The sequence below is a fragment of the Xanthomonas nasturtii genome, from assembly GCF_023337365.3.
Lineage (GTDB): Bacteria > Pseudomonadota > Gammaproteobacteria > Xanthomonadales > Xanthomonadaceae > Xanthomonas > Xanthomonas nasturtii.
The window spans coordinates 646,519-668,493 of the sequence record NZ_CP142084.2 but is presented as its reverse complement, the minus strand read 5'-3'; the positions used below and the strand labels follow the sequence as shown (position 1 = coordinate 668,493).

The following is a 21,975-nucleotide window of genomic DNA, read 5'->3' as shown; positions in this document are numbered from 1 at the left end:
TCAAATCAAACCCCAACAGGATTAGCCTTCTCAGGATCAATCTTGTACTGCTTGATCGCCCGAGCCACATCCTTGCCCGTCATCTTGCCATCCTTCGCCAGCGCGGCAATGGCCGCGTGCGCGATGTAGTACCGGTCCACCTCGAAGAACCGACGCAGGTTCGCACGCGTATCCGAACGACCGAACCCATCCGTGCCGAGCACGGTGTAGGTCATCGGGACGAAGGCGCGGATCTGGTCGGCGAAGGCGCGCACGTAGTCGGTTGCGGCAACGGCCGGGCCCTGGCGGCCTTCTAGCAGCTGGGTGACGTAGGGTTTGCGCTGTTCGGCCTCCGGGTGCAGGCGGTTCCAGCGTTCCACGGCGTAGCCGTCGCGGCGCACCTCGTTGAGGCTGGGGCAGGACCAGATGTCGGCGGTGACGCCGAAGTCCTTGTCCAGCAGCTCGGCTGCGGCAATGGCTTCGCGCAGGATGGTGCCGCTGCCCAGCAGCTGCACGCGCAGTTCGCCCTTCTTGGGCTTGCCGGCGTCCTTGAGCAGGTACATGCCCTTGATGATGCCTTCGGCTGCGCCTTCCGGCATGCCGGGGTGGGCGTAGTTCTCGTTCATCAGGGTGATGTAGTAGTACTCGTCGATCTGGTCTTCCATCATCGCCTTCATGCCGTGCTGCATGATGACGGTGACCTCGAAGCCGAAGGTCGGGTCGTAGCTACGCACATTCGGGATGGAGCCGGCGATGACCTGGCTGAAGCCGTCTTCGTGCTGCAGGCCTTCGCCATTGAGCGTGGTGCGGCCGGCGGTGCCGCCGAGCAGGAAGCCACGCGTGCGCATGTCTGCTGCCTGCCAGGCGATGTCGCCCACGCGCTGGAAGCCGAACATGGAGTAGTAGATGTAGAACGGCAGCATCGGCACATCCGACACCGAGTAGCTGGTACCGGCGGCCATCCAGGAGGCAATCGCGCCCGGCTCGCTGATGCCCTGCTGCAGCACCTGGCCGGTCTGGTCTTCGCGGTAGTACATCAGCTGGTCGGCATCGACCGGCTTGTACTTCTGGCCGAACGGGGCGTAGATGCCGATCTGGCGGAACATGCCTTCCATGCCGAAGGTGCGCGCCTCATCGGCCACGATCGGCACGATGCGCGGGCCCAGTTCCTTGTCGCGCAGGGCGATGTTGAGGCTCTGCACGAAGGACATGGTGGTGGAATAGCTGCGCTCGCCGCTGTCCTTGAGCAGGCGCTCGAACTTGTCGAGCGTGGGCGCCACGAACGACTTGCTGGCCTTGGGACGGCGCGAAGGCAGGAAGCCGCCCAGCACGCTGCGGCGTTCTTTCAGGTACTGCACTTCCGGGGAATCTTCGCCGGGGTGGTAGAACGGCACCTGGCCGTCTTCCAGCTGGGCGTCGGTGACCGGGATGTTGAAGCGGTCGCGGAAGTGCTTGACCGCCGCGTCGTCCAGCTTCTTGGTCTGGTGGGTGGGGTTGAGCGCCTCACCGGCCGAGCCCATGCCGTAGCCCTTGACCGTCTTGGCCAGGATCACGGTAGGCATGCCCTTGGTGTTCACGGCCTGGTGGTAGGCGGCGTACACCTTGTGCGGGTCGTGGCCGCCACGGTTCAGGCGCCAGATGTCGTCGTCGGACAGGCCGGCCACCATGGCCGCGGTCTCCGGGTACTTGCCGAAGAAGTTGGCGCGCGTGTAGGCGCCGCCGAAGGCCTTGCAGTTCTGGTATTCGCCGTCGACGGTTTCCATCATCAGCTTGGTCAGCACACCATTGGTGTCCTTGGCCAGCAGGGCGTCCCAGTAACCGCCCCAGAGCAGCTTGATGACGTTCCAGCCGCCGCCACGGAACACGCCTTCCAGTTCCTGGATGATCTTGCCGTTGCCACGCACCGGGCCGTCCAGGCGCTGCAGGTTGCAGTTGACCACGAAGATGAGGTTGTCCAGGCCTTCGCGGCCGGCCAGCGCGATGGCGCCGAGGGTTTCTGGCTCATCAGACTCGCCGTCGCCGATGAAGCACCACACCTTGCGGTCGGACTTTTCGATGAGGCCGCGGTTTTCCAGGTAACGCATGAACTGCGCCTGGTAGATGGCGGCCAGCGGGCCCAGGCCCATCGACACGGTGGGGGTCTGCCAGAACTCGGGCATCAGCCACGGGTGCGGGTAGGACGAGATGCCCTGGCCGTCCACTTCCATGCGGAAGTTGTCCAGCTGGGCCTGGCTGATGCGGCCTTCCAGGAAGGCGCGGGCGTAGATGCCCGGCGCGCTATGGCCCTGGATGAACAGCAGATCGCCCGGATGGTTGTCCGAGGGCGCGCGCCAGAAGTGGTTGAAGCCCACGTCGTACAGGGTGGCGCTGGAGGCGAACGAGGCGATGTGGCCACCCAGGTCGCCCGGCTTGCGGTTGGCGCGCACGACCGTGGCCATGGCGTTCCAGCGGATGATCGAGCGGATCTTCCACTCCAGCGCGGAGTCGCCGGGGTGCTTGGCCTCGTTGGCCGGTGCGATGGTGTTGACGTACTCGGTAGTGGGCGAGAACGGCAGGTAAGCGCCGGCGCGGCGGGTCTGTTCGACCATGCCTTCCAGCAGCTGATGGGCGCGCTCCGGGCCTTCGACGTCGATGACGGCCTTGATCGATTCGAGCCACTCCTGCGTCTCGAGCGGGTTCGGATCGTTGTGCAGCACTTCGTTCAACCAGTTCATTAGCGCTCCCGGGGGGACACACCCCGCGGGTGTGTCGACATCGTGAATTCGTGAACCCCCAAGTGTACCGCACGCACCTGTTGGCATTCCTCGCTACGGGTGCGTATGGAATGGGACGGTGTTGTGCACGGGGGGTTGTTGCGGTTGGTTTGGCGGGGAGTTGTGTGGTGATCTTGCGCGCGGGCGCGATGCGGGCGCGATGCAGGCCGGTGGCGAGCGCGCTGGGGAGGTCTTGAATAAGCGGGCAGCGAGAACTGCAGCGCCGTGGCATTTGGGCAGCAATGTCGAAGCAAGCCGATGTCTGCCAAGCGCGTGGCCTGCCGGTATGCATGAGCTGGCGACCGCTGCCGATCTACGACCAAAGGATAAGAGCCGCTGCCTGATCCTTCTCCCCTCGGGAGAAGGTGCCCCAAAGGGGCGGATGAGGGTGCGAGCAAAGCCTCGTGCGTTTTGGGTGCAAGAGGGCTTCGCCCCGCACCCTCACCCCAACCCCTTATCTCTTGGCGATCTGCCAGATTAGGTGTCGAGAGCCGGCGTGGTCGACCGATAACCCACAGGTTTAAACAACCGCGGGAGAGCGAGGTCGCCACGCCGGGATCTCCTGGCAAACGCCCGAACAGTTGCTGGAGTTGGCACTCGTAACGATCAGGCTGGGCAGCCCAGGAGAGCTCTCGATCCTTGGAGCATAGCGGAGTTTTTCCATGGCATACGGCGTAGGTATCGATGTCAGCAAGCAGTGGTTGGATGTGCATGTGCATGGCTGCAAAGGCGAACGGCGCTTCCCCAACACGGCGGCAGGTCTGCGCCAGCTGCGCAGCTGGCTGGGACACATGGAGCTGCACCAGGTGGTGCTGGAGGCCACGGGCGGCTACGAACTGGCAGCGCTGGATGCGCTGCATGTGGCCGGCCTGCCGGTGGCGCGTGTGAACCCTCGCCAGGCGCGTGACTTTGCCAAGGCCATCGGCCAACTGGCCAAGACCGACACATTGGATGCGCGTGTGCTGGCGCAGATGGCGATGGTGGTATCACTCACGCCCTACCAGCCGCTGGAAGGCTGGCGCCGTCAGCTGCGCGAGTACCAGCAGCGCCGCACGCAGGTGTTGGCGACGGTGCAGCAGGAGCGCCAGCGGCTGTCTCAACTGACCGATGCGTGGCTGCGCAAGCGGGCGCAAGCCGGCGTGCGGCAATGGCAAAAAGAGCTGGCGGAGCTAGATGCGCGCATCGCCCAACAGGTGGCTGCACGTGCCGAGCTGGAGGTGCTGGTCCAGGTCAAGGGCGTCGGCCCGGTGCTGGTCGCGACCTTGGCGGCGCAGCTGCCCGAGCTGGGCCGTCTCACCGGCAAGGCGATCGCCAAACTGGTCGGGGTGGCGCCGCTGGCACGCGACAGCGGCACGTTGCGCGGTGCCCGCAGCATCTGGGGAGGACGCGCCTGCGTGCGGCAAGTGCTGTACATGGCGGCGCTGGTGGCGGTGCGCTTCAACCCGGCCCTGCGCGAGTTTTACCAGCGGCTACGCACGCAGGGCAAAGCGGGCAAGGTCGCCCTCGTGGCGGCGATGCGCAAATTATTGGTCATCCTCAACGCCAAGATGCGAGATCAACTGGCGGCTAGCGCCGCCAGTTGATCAAGACAGTTGCTCTCCCGGCGGGAGAGGGGCTTCGATACCGGCTTCGAGAGCTTCCCTTCTCCCGCTGGGAGAAGGTGCCCCGCAGGGGCGGATGGGGGTACGTGCGAAGCCTCGTGCAGCTGGAGTCACCCGAAGGCTTCGCCCCCGCACCCTCACCCCCGCTCCGCGCCCCGGCCCGCGCTTACGGCGCGGGCGCTCCAAGGCACGCGCGCCGGTGGCGCGCAAGCCGTGCCTGCTCGCCCCGGCGGGAGAGGGGCTTTTCGCCGCTGACTGTGGGGTGCAGTGCGTGCTTCCCTTCTCCCGCCGGGAGAAGGTGCCCCAGAGGGGCGGATGAGGGTACGGGCGAAGCCTCGTGCGTTTTGAATGCAAGAGGGCTTCGCCCCCGTACCCTCACCCCAAACCCCTCTCCCGGCGGGAGAGGGGCATGAGGGACACCAATCAGAACGCCTGCAGCGCTTCGGTCAATTGGCCGTTGTTGTTGACTGCGCCCATGGTGTAGCCCTGCCAGCCGGGGTGGGCGTTGGGTTCCCAATAGAACACGCCGAGCACGCGCGAGCCGATGGCGTTGCTGCGGCTGAGCAGGTTGGTGAGCATGGCGCGGGTGGTGGCCGCTTGTTGCCAATCCATGCCGACCTCGGCCACCACCACGTCGCTGCCGTAGCGCGAGATCATGTCGCGCATGTTGGTGTCCAGGCGGTTGTTGTAGTCCTGCCAGCTGCCGACCGGTGGGTAATGCGACATGCCGATGACGTCCCACTTGCCGCCGGCCGAGCGCAGGTTGTCGAAGAACCAGCGGAAGTTGGCGTTGTCGTAGCCGTTGGCCAGATGCACGATGACCTTGGCGTTGGGATACACCGCCTTGGTGGCGTTGTAGCCGCTGTTGATGAACTGGCCGAGGTTGGCGAAGTTGGGCGTCTTGCCGTCGTTCCACAACATGCCGCTGTTGATCTCGTTGCCCACCTGCACCCAGGTGACGTTGATGCCGTTGTCCTTGAGATATTTGAGAATGCCCTGGGTGTGGTTGTAGACGTCGGTATTGAGCTGGGCCACGTTATGCCCGGCCCAGGCGGCTGGTTTGTTCTGTTTGCCGGGGTCGGCCCAGCTGTCGCTGTAATGGAAGTCGATCATGATGCGCATGCCTTGGGCGGCGGCGCGCTTGGCCTTGTCCAGGGTGTCGCGGCCGTCGTTCCAGCCACCCGACGGGTTCACCCACACGCGCAGGCGAATCGCGTTGCCGCCCACGTCCTTGAACAGCTTGATGAAGTCGGTGGTGTTGCCGGCCGCATCGCGAAATACCTGCGGCGGATTGTTCGCGGCCTGTTGGTTGAGCCAGCTGACATCGGCGCCCTTGGCGATGCCCTGCGCGCTGACGCCGGCGCTGCATAGGCACAGCGCCAGCACGAGCAGCACGCGGTGGTAGTGGATGCGAAAAATAGTCATGAAACGCTCCTTGATCGATGGATGTCGCGCCGGGTGGCACCTTGCGTGATCCTGCGTTGCGGTGTGCATGCGGCCACGGTGCACGCACGCGTTGCTGCCTCACCGTGTGCCGCTGCGCAGCGGGTGAGATTCAAACACGGCAGTACAGGGCGGTTGAGGCCGCTATAGGTGCAGGGGTGTTGCGGCATATCTTGAGGCAGGAAAACATTGAGTCCGCCCGCGTTGTGCAGGCGCGTTGTTGTGCGGGTGCAGCAGCACCCGTGCGCGTTTTTGCGCGATTGAACGCGAAAACGCCGGGCAAGCCCGGCGTTTCGGTGGAACACGCGATGGTGGTGTGCAGGCTCGGCGCCGTGACGCACCGCGCGCGGGGTGATGCACAACCGCGCGCGCATCCGCCGCGGCAGCACAACACAACTCATCCCTCAGCCCATGGCGCGCGCCCCTTGCTGCTGTTGCTCGCTCTGCGACTGTTGCTGCTCCAATGCCACCGACTGACGTGCGGCGTTTTCGGCAACACGTTGGCTGCTCTGCTCCAGCGGCGTGTTCATGGCGGTCATCGTCTCCACGCTGACGCGCAGTTGCGCCGGGTCGTCCACGCGCCCCTGCACCGCGAAGGTCCGTGCAGCGTCCGGGCTCATCATCACCGCGTCGATGCGTTGACCACCGGCGGCATGCATTTCCGAGGCGAGCGAGCCGGATAGTTGCGCGCTCTGCTGATCCGGCGTGCGGCCGGCGCGGGCATCCTGCGCATGCACGCCGCGCTGGGCGTCCTGGAACAAGGCATTGCCCACATGCCCCGGCTGATCGATTCGCAGCGAGGTGTGCTCGTTGCCATGTTCGCGCGCATCGCGCTTGGCCGGCTCGCCCGGAGCGAGCGGGCCACGGATGGCGTCGATGGCGTCCTGGCCGAGGCCACGACCGCTGCGACTGATGACGGTGATGCCGGCGCGGATCTGATCCAGATCGGTGCGGTACTCATTGATCATGCGCTTGTTCGTTTCGGCAAGCGTACGTGCACTTGGATCGTTGAGGACCGAACCTTGCTTCAAGAAGTTGTCGAGCTTGTGCGCGCTTAACGAGGTTCCCGCAGCGAGCACCGGAGAATCCGGAATCAGGAAGTTCGCTCTGCTATTACTGTAACCGGCGTGACCGAGCGTACTGATTTCGTCTGGCTTTGCGTAGATGCGTACCTGGCCAAAATGCGGCGACGCTGCACTCACCGGATCGGACGCCATCACATGGTTCACCATGTTGTTACCGCCTTCCGGAATCCGGTACGACAGGCTGGCTGCACCATACGAATTGAAGGTCTCGCCCTTGAGGTCGTAGTGGTGTGCTGAGATCTGCGCGAGCGCACCACCGAGCGAATGACCAGTCATCGTCACTTCCGGCTGGTGCCCGGTCCGGTTGCCGTAGTCCTTTGCGTAGTCGAGTGCATGCTTAGTCAAAGCCAGAGCATCGTCGGCTTGCGGGTTGTGACGGCTGCGCACCATCGATGCATCAGTGAGGATGTCATCGAGCTTGCCCTCGGTGCCGCGGTGCGCGACGACGATTTCGCCGGTGCTTTCACGGCGATAAATCGTGCCCTGATATCCGGTGGCCTTGTTGTCGACATGCTCCAGAATGGCGTAATTCTCGTTCCCGACTGGAACCAGTTCTTCATGGCCCGGCGCGCGCCGCCCTACCGCGTGATTCTTATACGTGTCCTCGGACAAGTCTGCGTAGTGCTGCGATGGGACGGTCATGGCGCAACTTCCTTGGCAGCCAATGTGATGGTGAAGAGATTGTCGCGGATCTCAGGCTTGAACTTGTCCGCGCTCAGCTCACCGGTATCGGGGAAGCTCTTGGACTCCGAGCGCGGATATCCTTCCTTCCAGTAGTACTTGGTCTGCGGCTGTTGCGCAGTCACCGTCTTGGCTTCGATAAACGACAGGAACCGCGTTTCTTCTTCGGCACCGGTGGCCTTGAGCAGCACGCTGGCGCCGCTGAATTCCCAGTGGCAGACGCCGCGGCCGTAATAGTCTTCGTCCTGCATCAGATCCAGATACACCGTGCCGCGGTATTCGGTGTCGGAGATCTTCTTGAGCGCGACATCTTCCTGGCTGGTGATGCGCCCGGCGGTGCCGGTTTCGGGCTGGATCTTGCCGCATTCGGCTTCGTTGCTGACGTCGTACTGCGCCGCGGCCTGCACCAGGCCGAAAGCACCAGGCGCCTTGTCCAGGGTAAGCGTGACCTCGTACGCCTTGCGCGGGCTCGGATTCAACTTGGCAAGGCCGCGGCCGCCGGCCTCGACGTCGGCTTCTGCGGTGGCCTCGGTGGCGGGGGAAAGGGTCTGGGTCATGCTGGTCTCCGGGGCGTTACAGGCCGTAAGCAGTAGGGCCAGCAGGCTTGGGGTCAGAATCTGGCGCAAGGCCGGCCTCCGTGGCAGTGGGGCAGCCAATCTAGTCCGCCTGCGTTCGGGCGGTCAATCGAGACCACGTGAGGATGAGGCCGCTGCGCAGGGTTGTGCATGGCAGCAAAGCTGCCATCATCGAACGCAGCCGCCGCTGGGGAGAGCGTGCCACGACCAGCCATCCGCACTCACTGCCGCAACAGACGCCGGTCGCCGCGCGCGTGCACTGGCGCAAAAGCCTGCGCATGCGCGTGCTGCTGGCGGCCACCGCGGTGCTGGTGATGTTGCTGGCGGCGCTGGGAACGGTGTTCTACGTGGGCGCACGCGCCGAGTTGGTGGAGGCCGCGCGCACCGAGGTGGATGGCTTGACCGAGCAGACCGCGCTCAGCCTGGCGGCGATGCTGGATTCGGTGCAGGTGAGCGGGCGCACTTTGGCGGCCAGCAGCGGCGGCGTGGGGCTACAGCCGTTCAATCTGCGCGCCTTGCTACTGGCCACGCTGACCGGCGACCCGGATATCGGTGCGGCGCGCCTGATCATCGAGCCGCGCACGCAGAAGGCCGGCGACAGCGGGTTTGTCTGGTACGTGCATCGCAACGGCACGCGCGTGGTGGAAAAATCTGCCTTGGAACTGGGCTACGACTATCACGCGATGCCCTGGTATCTGCGCACCCAGCGCGAGGGCCGCGCGTGGTGGTCCGAGCCCTACCTGGATGCCAATGGCGGTGGCCTGTACACCAGTTACAACCTGCCCATGCGCCGGCCCGGCGATGCGCCCGATGCAGCGCCGGTGGGCATGGTCAGCGTGGAGCTGCCGCTGCAGCACCTGCGCGCCATCATCGACGAATTGCCGCGCGATATCGGCATCCAGCCGATGCTGTTGTCGCCGGAGGGCATGCTGGTCTTCAGCCCCGACCCGGCGCTCAATCTGCACCATTCGCTGGATGCCTATGTGGCCCGGTCACGCCCGGACCTGCGCCCGTTGCAGCGCGCGGTGGCGGCCGGCCAGCCGATTTCGTTTGCGCACACCGCGCCCGATGGCGAGCGCTTCCTGACCCATAGCGCGGCAGTGGGACGCAGTGGCTGGACCTTCGTGTTGTCGGCCTCGGAAGGCTATGTGCTGGCCGGTTTGAACTGGCTGGCGGCGTGGGTGGCGCTGGCGGCGCTGCTGGGCGCGGTGGTGTGGTGGTGGTTGATGCGGCGGATCACGCGCAAGTTGACGCGGCCGATCGAAGAGCTGACCGATACCGCCGAGCATTTTCGTCGCGGCGAATTCGAATACCCGTTGCAGCACATCGAACGCGACGACGAAGTGGGCGTGATGGCGCGCGCCTTCGACAGCGCACGCGATGCGATCCGCCACCACATCGCCGAGATTGGCGAGATGACCGCCGCACGCGAACGCATGCACAGCGAGTTGCAGATTGCGCGCGAGATCCAGCAGGCGATGCTGCCTTCCGGGCGCACCTTCGACCGCGCCAGTTCGCATCTGGAAACCTGCGCATGGCTGGAGCCGGCCAAGGCGGTGGGCGGGGATTTCTATCACTTCATCGAGACCGAACCGGGGCTGCTGTGGTTCGTGGTGGGCGATGTTTCCGACAAGGGCGTGCCGGCCGCCCTGTTCATGGCGCGCGCGGTGAGCGTGCTGGAAATCGCGGCGCGCCGCTACACGCGCCCGGACGCCATCCTGATTGCCGCGTCCACCCGGTTGGCCGAAAACAACGAGACCTGCATGTTCGCCACCGTGCTGTGCGGCCTGATCAACGTGGTGAGCGGCGACTACTGGCTGGCCAGCGCCGGGCACGAGCCGCCGCTGTTGATCGATATCGACGGCAAGGCGCACCCGTTGCCGCTGGAAACCGGTGCGCCGCTGGGGATCGAGCCGCAGGTGTCCTACCCTGTGCTGCAGGGCCGCATGAGCGCCGGGCAGACCCTGCTGGGCTACACCGATGGCGTGACCGAGGCGATGGACGAGCGCGGTGCCAGCTACGGGCTGGAGCGCTTGCTGGCCGCGCTGCACCCGCGCCGCAGTGCGGCGGCGCAGTGCAAGGCGGTGATCGCCAATATCGCCCGCTTTACCGGTATGGCCGACCCGTACGACGACATCACGCTGCTGGCGATCCGGCTGCGCCAGGAGCATGCTGGGCGGGTCGCAAACGCTGGCCGGGACGCGCCCGGAAAGGCAACGACCGCATGAAGCTCGATCTGGCCATCGCGCCCTCGCTGGCCCAGCTGGCCGGCGCCAACGACGCGCTGGAACATTCGCTCACGCGCGAGGGCCTGCACGCCGAACGGATCGGCCAGGTGCGGCTGATCGTGGAAGAGCTCGGCTGCAATGCGCTCACCCACGGCCAATGCGCCGCGCAGCCGCTGCGCCTGCAGCTGCACCTGGACACCCAGGCGCTGGTGCTGGAAATGCACGACCCCGGCAGCGCCTTCGACCCCTGCGCTGCGCCCATGCCCGACGTGACCGGCGCGCTCGACGACCGCGCCATCGGCGGGCTGGGGTTGTTTTTGGTGCATCAGTTCGCCGATCACATCGACTACCGCCGCGATGGTGCATATAACGTGGTGCGCGTCACCCTGCTTCACCCGTACGCCCCTGTCCCCGAGGCCTTGTCATGACCACGCTCGCCATCCAGATCGACCCGCCGCAAGACACCCGTCAACGCGTCATCCTGACCGGGCGGCTGGACACCCATACCTACCAGGACCTGGACGCGGCGCTGTCGCCATTGCTGGGCACCCGCATCACCACGCTGGTGCTGGACCTGAGCGCACTGGAATACATTTCCAGCGCCGGCATCCGCTGCATCTTCAAGGCGCGCAAGGCGCTGGCCACGCGCCAGGGCAAGGTGCTGGTGAGCAACCCGCAGCCGCAGATCCGCAAGGTCTTCGACATGGTCAAGGCGGTGCCGCTGAGCGACGTATTCGCTTCCACCGAAGAGCTGGATGCCTACCTGGCTGCGATGCAGCGCAAGGTCATCGAACAGAGCGCGCAGAGCGATGCGCCGATCGTGTCGCACTTCGCCGAAGCGTAAGCCGCATCGTCTGCGCGCACATGTGGGGACGTGTGTGCGTGGGCGCGGGCGCAATCCTGGTTAGGCTATGACGCCCTGCCCTGCGCGTTGCCATGCCCGCACTGATCATTTTCGATTTCGACGGCACGCTGGCCGATTCGTTCGGTTTTTTCCTGAGTACGCAGCAGCTGCTGGCCGAACGGCACGGCTTTCGTGCGGCGCAGGCGCATGAGGTGGACGACGCCCGTCGCTTGACCACGCGCGAGCTGCTCAAACAATCGGGATTGCCCGCCTGGCGCGTGCCACTGGTGGCGGCAGACTTCATCCGGCTGATGCGCGCAGCCCCGCCAATGGCCTTGTTCGACGGCATTGCCGCGGTGCTTGCGGAGCTACATGCAGCTGGCACGCGCCTGGCGGTGGTGTCGTCCAACTCGGTGGAGAATGTGCAGCGCGCCTTGGGCGCTGCGTTGAGCGCGAAGTTCGCAGTGATCGAAGGCGGCTCGCACCTGCTGGGCAAGCAGCGCGCCTTGCGCCGGGTCTTGCGCGCAACCGGCTGTAGCGCGGCGCAGGCGGTGTATGTGGGTGATCAGGTGGCCGACTGGGAAGCTGCGCAAGCGGTGGGTTTGCCGTTTGCTGCGGTGGCGTGGGGCTATGCGCATCCGGAGGTGTTCGCGGGGTTGGCCGGGACGCAGTTGATCGAGCATGTGGATGGGTTGCTTGCGTTGAAGCCGGAGGAGCTTTTCTGACGGTTGGGATTGCGGATTGGGGCTTCGCTGGGGCGAGGACTTTCAACTGCTACGTGCCGGCGTACCCTCATCCGCCCTTCGGGCACCTTCTCCCGATGGGAGAAGGGAAAGCTGCGCAGCGTAGCGCTGCGGCGACGCGGTAGCGCCTACACCCCACCCACCCGTGGCAACGGTGCCGGCACGTTCAACATGCCGCCCGCGGCCACGTACGCCGCCAAGGCCTGGCCCTGGCTCAGCAGATGCCCGTGCATGGTGCGCTCGGCGCCTTCGGCGTCGCCGCGCCGCACGCAGTCCATCAGTTCGCGATGTTCTGCCAGCGATTGCGCCATGCGCCCGGGGGTCAGCAACTGCCGGCCACGGTGCATCTTCAAGATGCGGTGCAGATCGTGGGTGACCCGGATCAACCACGGATTGCCGGCGTACTGCTGCACGGTTTCGTGGATCAGATAATTGTTGCGGTAGTACTCGGCCAGATCGCCTGCCGCCGAGGCGGCTTCCATCGCCGCATGCAGGTCTTCCAGCCGCTGTACGCCGGCCGCATCCAGGCGCTTGACCGCATCGTGCGCGCAGCGGCCTTCCAGCATGGCCATCACCGGAAACAGCTGATTGAGGTCTTCCAGCGTCAGCCGCGTGACCCGGCTGCCGCGGCCGGCATCCAGCTGCACCAGGCCTTCGGCGGCGAGCAATTTGAGGCTCTCGCGCAGCGGGGTGCGGCTGATGCCGAGCTCCTCGGCCAGGGCCGGTTCGTCGATCCATTCGCCTGGCGGCAGCGCGTAGTCGTAGATCTTCTGACGCAGGCGCTCGGCCACTTCCTCGTACAGCGGTACGCGCTTTTTGGACAGGCGCGAATCAGGGGCGAGGGTCATGGCAGGCAGGTCGTCGGCATCGGGTCTGGGGCGCCCATTCTAGCGGGGCGCCCCTTGCCACTGCCCGACGCCGCCACCCTCACAGCCAGCCCGGCACCACGAACAGCAGCCACGCCGCCAGCGGCCCCAACAGCACCACCAGCCCGCTGTAGACCAGGAAGCGGCGGAACAGGCCGTCGCGCTCCTCCTTCGCAGCCGAGGCCACCACCAGCGCGCCATTGGTAGAAAACGGGCTGACATCGACGATGGTGGACGACACGGCGAGCGCACAGATCACCCCGGCGGCACCCAACTGGCCCTGCATCAGGAACGGCACTGCCAGCGGGATGGTGGCGCCCAGCACCGCCGCAGACGACGCGAACGCGGACACGATGCCGCCCACATAGCACACCAGCAAGGCGCCCAGCAGCGGCATGCCGATGTGCGACACGCCGGTGCCGATGTAGTCCACCGCACCGGCCTTTTCCAGCACCGCGACATAGGTGACCACGCCGCTGATCAGCAGCACCGTGGACCAGCTGATGCCATCCACCGCGCCCTTTTGTGCATTGGGCGAGATCAATGCCAGCGCCACGGCGACGGTAATCGACACCAGCCCGACGTTGAGGTTGTAGACCAATGCCGCAACGCCCAGGCCGAGCAGGCCGACCAGGGTGATGACGCGGTCACGGGTGATGGAGACCGCCTCCAGCGCCAGCGGGTCGGTGGACAAGGTGCCGCCGCCGGCCGCCACCAGCGCGCCATGGCCCTCGATGGCAAAGCGCCGCTGCGATGCCTGATCGCCGCTGACCGGCACGTATTGCGCATCGGCCAGCGAGACCTCTTGCCGGCGCATCAGCTTGAGCCCGCCGAAGGCGCAGAAGCAGATGATCGCCATCATCAGGTTGAAGCCCAGGCTGGTGAGGAACACCGCCATTTCGGTGACGTCCAGCCCGGCTTTTTCGACCACCTTGTTGGTGATGCCGCCATACACGCTGATCGGCGAAAACCCGCCACCCTGCGCGCCATGGATCACCAGCAAGCCCATCATCAACGGGTTGATGCGGTACTGCTTGGCAAAGCGTAACGCCACCGGGCCAATGATGGCCACCGCCGCCGGCCCCAGCGCACCGAAGGCAGTGAGCAGGCCGGTGATGACGAACATCACCCACGGGATGGCGACGATGCGCCCGCGGACCGCGCGTACCGCCCAGTGCACTAGCAGATCGATGGTGCCGTTTTTCTGCGCGATGGCGAACAGATAGGTAATGCCGACCAGGGTGAGGAACAGGTCGCCGGGAAAGCCGGCCAGCACCTCCTTGCCATCCAGCCCCACCCACACGCCGCCAACGATGAACGCCAGCGCGAAGGCCACCGCACCCATGTTGATGGGCAATGCGGTGGCAACGATGAACATGATCACCAAGCCAAGAATCGTTGCAATTTGCGGGGTCATGCGCCCTCCCAGACACCTGATATGCGTACAGCACGGATGGCCACCCGCCACCCCGGGGTCACGCCGTGTGCAGCACCTGCCTGATCGTCATGCCGCACGCTCGCACGCGGCGTTGACCCACTCCACAACACCCTCGGTGCTGTGGAAGTCGTCCACCGAACGTGCTTCGCACGCCGGCAAGACCTCACGTGCCATGCGCGCCAATGCGCTGCCGGGCCCGAGTTCGAGAAATACGCGCGCGCCGCGTTCGGCGGCCTGCACCAGCACGTCGTACCAACGCACGGTCTGTGCGATCTGCCTGGACAACGTGTCGATCACCAAGGCTTGCGTGCTGACGGCACGCGCGTCGATGCCTGCCAGTACACGCAGTGTGGGCGCGATGGGTTGTGCGGTTGCCAGTTCAACGGCGAAGCCGTCTGCAGCCGCGCGTAACCAGGGCGTATGCGCGGGCACGCTCACCGGCAACAGCGTGACACGCGCACCTTGCGATGTTGCAGCATCGCCAAGCGCCTGCAACGCATCGCTCGGGCCGCCGAGTACGGCGTGGTCATCGCCATTGATGATGGCCAGCGCTGCGCCGTGTGTCTGGCATAGCATTTCCACCACGCGCAACGGCAGCCCGACCACCGCCATCAGCCCTGCGTGCTGTGGGCTGGCGGCATCCATCAACCGGGCGCGTGTTGCAGCCAACTGCAGGCAGGTCTCGATGGACATGCTGCCGGCCACCGCATGCGCGGCAAGCTCGCCGACGCTGTAACCAAGCACCAGTAGCGGCGTGGGCAGCTGCGCGCGCAGTACCTGCCAATGCGCAAGCGTGCCAGCGCACACCAACGGTTGTGCGATGGCATTGGCGTAGCGGCCCGGATCTGCGGCTAGCGTCTGCGGCGCGGTACCAAGCACGCTGTGTGCGGCGGCGACGGCGGCGGCGGCCGCAGGCGCATCGGCAACACGCGCGAACATCACGGCGTGCTGGCCACCTTGGCCCGGACAGAGCACGGCCAGGCTCATGCGGTGCCCTGCCCGATTTTGTAAGACTGCCTTGTACGCGCACTGCCGTGCGCCGTTGCGTGGCCTATGCGCCCGGATACATCGATGCGCGATTGTGCTGATGGCAAACGTACATAAGTCGCGGCGAATGCCCGACGCACAGCGTGCACCGCGTCTGCGTTCAAACCGGCGCTGCCGTGCATGCGCAACTGCAGCGACGGTTCGGCAACGATCAGGCGCACAGCGCTCATACCATCGCCTGCCGATGCAGGAACCACGCGCACGCCAGCAGATCTGCGCTGCCGCCGGGGCTGAGGCGACGTGCGACGAACTGCCGGCCGATGGCATGCAAGCGCGCGCGCCACTGCGGTTGGGTAATGCCGCCATCGGCCAGGAACGCGGCTGCCTGCGCTTTGGCAAATGCCAGCCCCTCGGCCCCACCGCGATGCAGCAGATTGAGATCGTCCACCTCGGCGACCAGCTGCAGCAGGGTCTGTGCCAAGGCGGCTTCCTGCGTGGCGCCACCGTCCAGCGCAGTGCGCAGCGTGGGCAGCGCGATCTCGCGCAGCAACGGATATCCTGCGGCGGCCTGTTCGCGCACGCCGCTGATGCGGTACTGGGCACGCACGCGCTGGCCATTGCTGTGCGGGTTCAGCGGCGCAGCCTGCAATGCCTCGCGCCAGCTGCGCACACCCTGGCAAACCTGCTCCGCAGTGGGCGGCCGCCCGTGCGCAACGCGCAGGCGTGCCGCCTGTGCAGTGAGCAAGCCCAGGCTGAAGATCGCACCGCGATGGGTATTGATGCCGGCAGTGGCACGCAGCATTGCCGCCTCGGCATCGAGGCCCAGCTGACGCAGCCGCTCGAACGGCGCGTGATCGATACCCGCTTGCGCGATGGCGACAAAATAGCCACGCAACGCGAACAGGCTACGCAAGAAGGTGGATGCATCCATGTCGGTATGGCTGCCGCTGTCGAACGGCGTCACCAGCCCGGGCTTGGGCGCGCACGCCAGCTCTGCATGCAGGGCGCCAACCGCCAACCGACCGAGCCGATACGCGGCCTCACGCGGTGCTGCAGGCGCGTCGGCAACGCATGTGTCTTGCGCCTGTGCCCTCATGCTGCACTCCAGACCGGAAACAGCGCAGCACGCGGCAACAACCGGCAGCCGTGATTGGACTTCACCAACACCTGTGGCGCGTTACCGGCGTATTCGCGCCAGTTCACTGCGTTGTCGTCGGGCAGCAGCAATTCTCCATCGGCGCGCAGCCCGTGCCGCTGCTCCCAGCGCTGCACCAGCGCGATGACCGCGTGTGCCTGCTCGGGCGTTTGGATGGACCACAACAGATCCAGATCCGACTGCGCGTGCACGTAGGTCAGGCCCGTCAACGCCTGCCAGGCGAAGCTGCCGAACACGCGCGGGTGCAATGCATGCGCGCGGGCCTGGGTGAGCAAGGCCTGTAATGCCGGCTGCAGCGCAGCAGGCGCATGTGCCAGCACTGCATCCAGTGCCAACGGCGCGGTGCAGCGTGCGATCTCGCCAACGTGGGTGTGCAGTGCCAGCCGCTGCTTGTCCTCGCCGGGTGGCAACGGCACCCCAAGCCGCAGGGTGCCCGGCGCCTGGCTGCCATCGCCGCGCGCCACCACCGCTGGCAGGCCCGCGCCGAACCACTGCTGCAGCCGTGCTTGCGCGCCAGGCGTGACTGCCTGCCACTGCGCATCATCGCGCAACCACACCAGGGCGTGGCGGCCGGCCATGCTCAGGCCTCGCCCGCTGCCACGGAGGCTGCGACATCGCGCGCCAGGGTGCGGCCCCCGCGTTGCGCGCCGAGCGCGCGGCGTTGGTCGCCATCGGTGGGCGCGGCCAATGCATCGAGCAGTGCCTGCGCCAGATCGCCGTCCCACAGCGATTCCACCGCCCCCATGCGCACGTAATTTTCAACGCCCGGCGCGAACACCGGCGAGCTCTTGCTCAGCGCCTGCAAGGTGTCTACCGATTGCTTGGTCACACGCGCCATCGCGCGCAGATCCATGACCCGAATCTGCGCATCGGGCAATGCGTGGATGTGGTCGGCCATCAAACCGAACGACAGAAAGCCACCACTGACCGACTCGCCATAGACCAACGTGACCAGCTGCGCGCCGCGCTTGCGTGCCAGATCCAGCGTGCGTGCCAGGTGCGCGAAGTAGCCGTTGATGCCGAGCAATTCGTCGCGCCGCGCCAGCCGTTGCCCGGCAGTATCGGCCAGCATCACGATGGGCCGCTGCGGGTGCGCGCGCGTGCTCGCCAACACGGTGGCGGCCAATGCCAGCGCATGATCGACACCCACTTCGAGCTTGTCGGCGGTGCCGATCACGGTGACCTCGCCGGCCGCGGTGGTGGCGCTGCCGGTAAGTACATCGTCGTTGCGGGTGATGGTGTGACCGAGCGGGAACAGCTGGTCCAGCAAGCGACTCAGTTGCATGGGATGCTCCGGTCTGCGGTCGCGGCGAGGAAGGCTTCGGTGTCCAGCAGCGGCAAGCGTTCTGCATCGACAATGCCCTGGCGCTTCCAGATCTGCAGCCCGTCGCGGCAATCGCCATAGGCGTCGATGCGTGCGGATAATTGCTGCTGCGCGTGCTCCAGCGCCTGCAACGCAGCCTCGCCAGTCGCTTCGTTGCAGGCATCGAGTGCTGTCAGCGCGGCATCGGCAAAAGCGCCGATGCGGTCGGCCACCAGCGTTTGCGCCTCGCCGAGCAGATAGCGGTGTTTGCCGCCGGTCACGCGCCACACCAAAGCACGGTCGCGCGCATCGAATTCTTCCACGCCACGCACGGTTTCGATCACGTCCGGGCCGGACAGCGATAAGCGGCCTTCTTCGGACATGATCACCGCGCTGCAGCAGCGCGCCACGATGCCCATGCCGCCGAAAGCGCCGTTGCCGCTGCCGATCAAGGCCAGCACCGGCACGCCGGCGGCGCGCGCGTTCAAGGTGGCGCGCATGATTTCGGAAATGGCGATCAGGCCGGCGTTGGCTTCATGCAGACGCACACCGCCGGTGTCGAGCAGCAGCAGCACCGCATCCGGCCGGGTTTTTGCAGCGCGTTCGAGCAGGCCGGTGAGCTTGGCGCCATGTACCTCGCCAACGCCACCGCCCATGAAAGCGCCTTGCTGCGCGGCGATCAGCACGTTGCGGCCACGCAACGTACCTTCGCCCACGACAATGCCGTCATCGAACGCGCCGGGGGTGTCGAGTTGCGCCAGATGCGGGCTGATCAAGCGCCGACGCGGGCCGACGAATTCGCGAAAGCTGCCGGCGTCCAGCAGGCCGTCGATGCGCTCGCGCGCATCGGCTTCGTAGTAGCTGCGCTCGGCCATGGGAATGGTGGTGCTCATGCGCGGCTCCGGCTGACTTGCGTAGGCGCGACCGAGGCGTTACTGGCCGAGCGCGTCGCGCCCGAGTGCGCGCCTACGCGATGGGTGGGGTGCGCTGGATGGTGGCGGCTCATGCCTCGGCTCCTTGCAGTACATCCATCGCCTGCTCCAGGCGCAAACGCACCACCGCCGGCGTGGCGCCGACATCGTTGATGCTGATGCGCACATCGCGCAGTGGATGGCGCGCAGCGAAATCGTCCAGCACCGCCTGCCAGATCGCGCCGAAGCCGCGTGCGGCGGTGAGAATCTCGATCTCCATCGCGCCATCCAGCGGCACGCGCTCGACCAGCACTTCCAGGTTGCCGGAGGCGACCACACCGACCAGCGCGTGTTCCAGCCCGGCGCGTGCACCGTGCTGGCCATCAAAGCGATATCGCATGGTTTCCATGCTGAGCCCTTACCAATTGCGAAAACGTTTCGGCGGGTCGTACAGCCCACCGGACCAGCGCACCAGATCCTTGACCGTGCGCGCAGCGAGCAGGTCGCGCGTGGCATCGCGCGGACGAATGCCCAGGTCTTCCGGCCGCTTGATGACGCCGCGATCGCGCAGGTTTTCCACCATGCGCTTGTCGCGTCCCAGGCCCACGGCGGTGTAGCCGGACACGCCCCGGATCGCCTGCTCGCGTTCTTCCGGCGTGCGGCACAACAACAGGTTGGCGATGCCTTCTTCGGTCAACACATGGCTGACGTCATCGCCATAGATCATCACCGGTGGCAGCGGCATGTTGGCGCGTTCGGCCAGTTCCCACGCATCGAGCCTGTCGACGAAGGCCGGCGCCATGTGCTCGCGGAAGGTTTCCACCATCTGCACCACCAGCTTGCGCCCGCGCGGCATCTCGCCCGGTTTTGCCGCTTCGCGCCCGGCCTTGAGCCAGGCGGCGCTGGCATGCCGGCGGCCGCGCGCATCCGAGCCCATGTTCGGCGCGCCACCGAAGCCGGCGATGCGGTCGCGCGTGGCGGTGGAGCTATTGCCCTGCAGATCGATCTGCAAGGTGGACCCGATAAACATGTCGCAGGCGTACAAACCGGCGGTCTGCGACAACGCACGGTTGGAGCGCATGCTGCCGTCGGCACCGGTAAAGAACACATCCGGGCGGGCGGCAATGTAGTTTTCCATGCCCAGCTCGGAGCCGAACGAATGCACCGAGTGCACGAAGCCCGATTCGATCGCCGGGATCAACGCCGGGTGCGGATTGAGCGCCCAATGCCGGCAGATCTTGCCCTTCAGCCCCAGCGATTCGGCGTAGGTGGGCAGCAGCAACTCGATGGCTGCAGTGTCGAAACCGATGCCGTGATTGAGCCGGTCCACACCGTATTCGGCGTAGATGCCCTTGATGGCCATCATCGCCATCAACACCTGGATCTCGGAAATCTGCGCCGGGTCGCGGGTAAATAAAGGCTCGATGTAATTGGGCTTGGGCGCCTGCGTGACGAAGTCCACCCAGTCGGCCGGAATATCCACGCGCGGCAAGGTGTCGAGGATTTCGTTGACCTGCGCAATCACAATGCCGCCCTTGAACGCAGTGGCTTCCACAATGACCGGCGTGTCTTCGGTATTGGGCCCGGTGTAGAGATTGCCGTGGCGGTCGGCGGCCTGCGCGGTGATCAGCGCGATGCGCGGCGTGAGGTCGATGAAATAGCGGCCGAACAATTCCAGATAGGTGTGGATGGCGCCGATTTCGATGCGGCCTTCGCTGACCAGGCCAGCAAGGCGCGCGGCTTGCGGGCCGGAGAACGAAAAATCCAGGCGCTTGGCGATGCCGCGTTCGAACACATCCAGGTGCGAGGCCAGCGACAGCACCGACTGCACCATGTGCAGGTCGTGCACGCGTGCGGGATCCACCTCGGTGAGGCAGCGCGCCAGGAAGTCGGCCTGCTTCTGATTGTTGCCCTCCAGGCAAACGCGGTCGCCGGGTTCGATCACGGCTTCGAGCAACGCCACCACATCGTCGGCAGCCACCACGCGCCCCTGCGGCGCGAGCGCGGCGGCGCGCTGCAAGCGCTGACGCCGGCTCTCGGCCTGGGTGTCCCACTGTCGACTCATCGCATTGCCTCAGCGGGCCGGGCCCGTAATGTCGGAGTAATTACATCGTAATTATGGGATTTGTCGATGTCTAGCCGCGTTGCAGCATCGGCGCTTGCGGCACGATGCCGGTCAGCGACGCGGCACCGAAGCACTTGCCCGCAGTCACGCTTCGATATATCGTTTCTCCATGCTTCGATATATCGAATGAAACCGCGCACGCGCCGATCCGGCCCTTTGGCCGATCTCGATCCGTCTCCGGCAGACGCACGCGGCCGCGCGGCGAGCGGTCGGGCGCGGCCGCTGGAGCACGGCGATCTGCGTCTGCTGTTGCTGGCACTGATCGACGAGCGCCCGCGCCATGGCTACGAGTTGATGCGGCAGATCGCCGCTCTGTTCAAAGGGCTGTACACCCCAAGTGCCGGCGCGATCTATCCCGCGCTGGCGCAGCTGGAAGCCGATGGCTGGGTGCAAATTTCGCTGGATGCCGGCCGCAAGCGCTATCAGGTCACCGACGCCGGCCGCGGGCATGTCGCCCAGCAACGCGATGCACTCGATGCGGCGCTGGCACGCACGCATCGGCGCGCACGCGAATTGATCAAGGCACAGACGCCGGCACCGATTCGCGATGCGATTCACCGCATCAAGCACGGCCTGTTTGCGCGCCACGGGCAGTGGAGCGAAGCGGAAACTGCCCGCATTGCGGCATTACTCCACGCCGCCGCCGACGGCATGGAGCGCGATGACGGCTGAGTGGGTGTGCTGCGATGGATCTCAGGACAGGCGATGCCAGCGTGACTGTGCTTGGCGACGACAACCATGTCACTGCAGCGACGTCACTACGACAGGTTGCGTTGCTACTGCGAGTGGCGTGCACGAATGGCGGTGGATGCGCCGTTTGCGCGTTCGCCACTCTGCAAATTTTCCAGGGCAGTCGTGTCTCGCTGCAGTGGCCTGGTTGTCTGTCTTGAGCAAAATGCAATTTCAGAATCACCACTTCATTCAGACGCCGAGCATCAAGCCCCTCTCCCGCCGGGGCGAGAAGGCACGGCTTGCGCGCCACTGGCGCGCGTGCCTTGGAGCGCCCGCGCCGCAAGCGCGGGCCGGGGCGCGGAGCGGGGGTTGGGGTGAGGGTACGGGCGAAGCCACGCGGTATTGCAACTGCGCGCGGCTTCGCTCGTCCCCTCATCCGCCCCTACGGGGCACCTCATCCCAATGGAAGAAGGAATCGCCAACAGCCGCTTTCCGTCACTGATTACTGACCTGTTTGTTACCTCGTCGGTTTTGCTCCTAACCTCCCACCTCCACCACCACGCATCTGCAACGTCTCTCCAGGAA

At 65.8% G+C, this 21,975-nt stretch carries 20 protein-coding genes; 6 read left to right on the top strand and 14 right to left on the bottom strand.

Annotated elements, in window-relative coordinates:
* Positions 1–5: 5 nt before the first annotated feature.
* Positions 6–2,693, bottom strand: a complete 2,688-nt coding sequence (aceE, locus tag M3O59_RS02860) for a pyruvate dehydrogenase (acetyl-transferring), homodimeric type (RefSeq protein WP_116906961.1) — start codon at positions 2,691–2,693, stop codon at positions 6–8.
* Between the two features lie 701 nt (positions 2,694–3,394).
* Here aceE and M3O59_RS02855 point away from each other — a divergent pair.
* A complete protein-coding gene (locus tag M3O59_RS02855) occupies positions 3,395–4,315 on the top strand; it encodes an IS110 family RNA-guided transposase (RefSeq protein WP_330462266.1) in 921 nt (306 codons plus the stop codon).
* A gap of 441 nt (positions 4,316–4,756) precedes the next feature.
* Here the strand turns inward: M3O59_RS02855 and M3O59_RS02850 are convergent, their stop codons facing one another.
* The 3 genes from M3O59_RS02850 to M3O59_RS02840 form a co-directional block, all read right to left on the bottom strand.
* The gene (locus tag M3O59_RS02850; RefSeq protein ID WP_116905909.1) at positions 4,757–5,758 is read right to left on the bottom strand and encodes an arabinogalactan endo-1,4-beta-galactosidase; all 1,002 of its coding nucleotides are present in this window, start codon (positions 5,756–5,758) and stop codon (positions 4,757–4,759) included.
* Positions 5,759–6,180: 422 nt separating this feature from the next.
* Positions 6,181–7,503 carry an XVIPCD domain-containing protein gene (locus M3O59_RS02845; RefSeq protein ID WP_116905910.1) on the bottom strand — a complete coding sequence of 441 codons (1,323 nt, stop codon included), beginning with the start codon at positions 7,501–7,503 and terminating at the stop codon, positions 6,181–6,183.
* Positions 7,500–8,099: a hypothetical protein gene (locus M3O59_RS02840; RefSeq protein WP_181920557.1), complete on the bottom strand. Its 600-nt coding sequence runs from the start codon at positions 8,097–8,099 to the stop codon at positions 7,500–7,502. Before M3O59_RS02840 ends, M3O59_RS02845 begins: the two co-directional genes overlap by 4 nt.
* 137 nt (positions 8,100–8,236) lie before the next feature.
* Between M3O59_RS02840 and M3O59_RS02835 the strand changes: the two genes are divergently transcribed.
* From M3O59_RS02835 to M3O59_RS02820, 4 genes are all read left to right on the top strand, one after another.
* Complete coding sequence (locus M3O59_RS02835; protein ID WP_116905912.1) at positions 8,237–10,345, top strand: SpoIIE family protein phosphatase; 2,109 nt, start codon at positions 8,237–8,239, stop codon at positions 10,343–10,345.
* Positions 10,342–10,773 (top strand): ATP-binding protein, encoded by a 432-nt coding sequence (locus tag M3O59_RS02830; RefSeq protein WP_116905913.1) that lies wholly within the window; start codon positions 10,342–10,344, stop codon positions 10,771–10,773. The genes M3O59_RS02835 and M3O59_RS02830 overlap by 4 nt, the downstream gene beginning before the upstream one ends.
* Positions 10,770–11,189: an STAS domain-containing protein gene (locus M3O59_RS02825; RefSeq protein ID WP_064629965.1), complete on the top strand. Its 420-nt coding sequence runs from the start codon at positions 10,770–10,772 to the stop codon at positions 11,187–11,189. Before M3O59_RS02830 ends, M3O59_RS02825 begins: the two co-directional genes overlap by 4 nt.
* Before the next feature lie 92 nt (positions 11,190–11,281).
* Complete coding sequence (locus tag M3O59_RS02820) at positions 11,282–11,914, top strand: HAD hydrolase-like protein (protein ID WP_116905914.1); 633 nt, start codon at positions 11,282–11,284, stop codon at positions 11,912–11,914.
* A gap of 146 nt (positions 11,915–12,060) precedes the next feature.
* Here M3O59_RS02820 and M3O59_RS02815 read toward each other — a convergent pair whose 3' ends face one another.
* The 10 genes from M3O59_RS02815 to mdcA all read right to left on the bottom strand — a co-directional run bounded on the left by M3O59_RS02815 (position 12,061) and on the right by mdcA (position 20,658).
* Positions 12,061–12,780 carry a GntR family transcriptional regulator gene (locus M3O59_RS02815; RefSeq protein ID WP_064629961.1) on the bottom strand — a complete coding sequence of 240 codons (720 nt, stop codon included), beginning with the start codon at positions 12,778–12,780 and terminating at the stop codon, positions 12,061–12,063.
* Positions 12,781–12,859: 79 nt separating this feature from the next.
* Entirely contained in the window at positions 12,860–14,215 is a 1,356-nt protein-coding gene (locus M3O59_RS02810) for an SLC13 family permease (protein ID WP_116905915.1), read from the bottom strand.
* Positions 14,216–14,302: 87 nt separating this feature from the next.
* On the bottom strand, positions 14,303–15,223 hold the full coding sequence (gene mdcH / locus M3O59_RS02805; protein WP_116905916.1) for a malonate decarboxylase subunit epsilon: 921 nt from the start codon (positions 15,221–15,223) through the stop codon (positions 14,303–14,305).
* A complete protein-coding gene (locus M3O59_RS02800) occupies positions 15,220–15,453 on the bottom strand; it encodes a hypothetical protein (RefSeq protein WP_116905917.1) in 234 nt (77 codons plus the stop codon). Before M3O59_RS02800 ends, mdcH begins: the two co-directional genes overlap by 4 nt.
* Entirely contained in the window at positions 15,450–16,319 is an 870-nt protein-coding gene (mdcB, locus tag M3O59_RS02795; protein ID WP_116905918.1) for a triphosphoribosyl-dephospho-CoA synthase MdcB, read from the bottom strand. The genes M3O59_RS02800 and mdcB overlap by 4 nt, the downstream gene beginning before the upstream one ends.
* The gene (gene mdcG / locus M3O59_RS02790; RefSeq protein WP_064629951.1) at positions 16,316–16,957 is read right to left on the bottom strand and encodes a malonate decarboxylase holo-[acyl-carrier-protein] synthase; all 642 of its coding nucleotides are present in this window, start codon (positions 16,955–16,957) and stop codon (positions 16,316–16,318) included. The genes mdcB and mdcG overlap by 4 nt, the downstream gene beginning before the upstream one ends.
* Positions 16,958–16,959: 2 nt before the next feature.
* Positions 16,960–17,664 carry a biotin-independent malonate decarboxylase subunit gamma gene (mdcE, locus tag M3O59_RS02785; RefSeq protein ID WP_116905919.1) on the bottom strand — a complete coding sequence of 235 codons (705 nt, stop codon included), beginning with the start codon at positions 17,662–17,664 and terminating at the stop codon, positions 16,960–16,962.
* On the bottom strand, positions 17,655–18,557 hold the full coding sequence (locus M3O59_RS02780) for a biotin-independent malonate decarboxylase subunit beta (protein ID WP_181920561.1): 903 nt from the start codon (positions 18,555–18,557) through the stop codon (positions 17,655–17,657). The genes mdcE and M3O59_RS02780 overlap by 10 nt, the downstream gene beginning before the upstream one ends.
* Positions 18,558–18,684: 127 nt before the next feature.
* Positions 18,685–19,002, bottom strand: coding sequence for a malonate decarboxylase acyl carrier protein (mdcC, locus tag M3O59_RS02775; protein ID WP_116905921.1), 318 nt, complete (start codon positions 19,000–19,002; stop codon positions 18,685–18,687).
* Positions 19,003–19,011: 9 nt separating this feature from the next.
* A complete protein-coding gene (gene mdcA, locus M3O59_RS02770) occupies positions 19,012–20,658 on the bottom strand; it encodes a malonate decarboxylase subunit alpha (RefSeq protein WP_064629943.1) in 1,647 nt (548 codons plus the stop codon).
* Between the two features lie 186 nt (positions 20,659–20,844).
* On the opposite strand from mdcA, the gene M3O59_RS02765 reads away from it, so the two are divergent.
* Complete coding sequence (locus M3O59_RS02765; RefSeq protein WP_064629941.1) at positions 20,845–21,390, top strand: PadR family transcriptional regulator; 546 nt, start codon at positions 20,845–20,847, stop codon at positions 21,388–21,390.
* Positions 21,391–21,975: the final 585 nt, after the last annotated feature.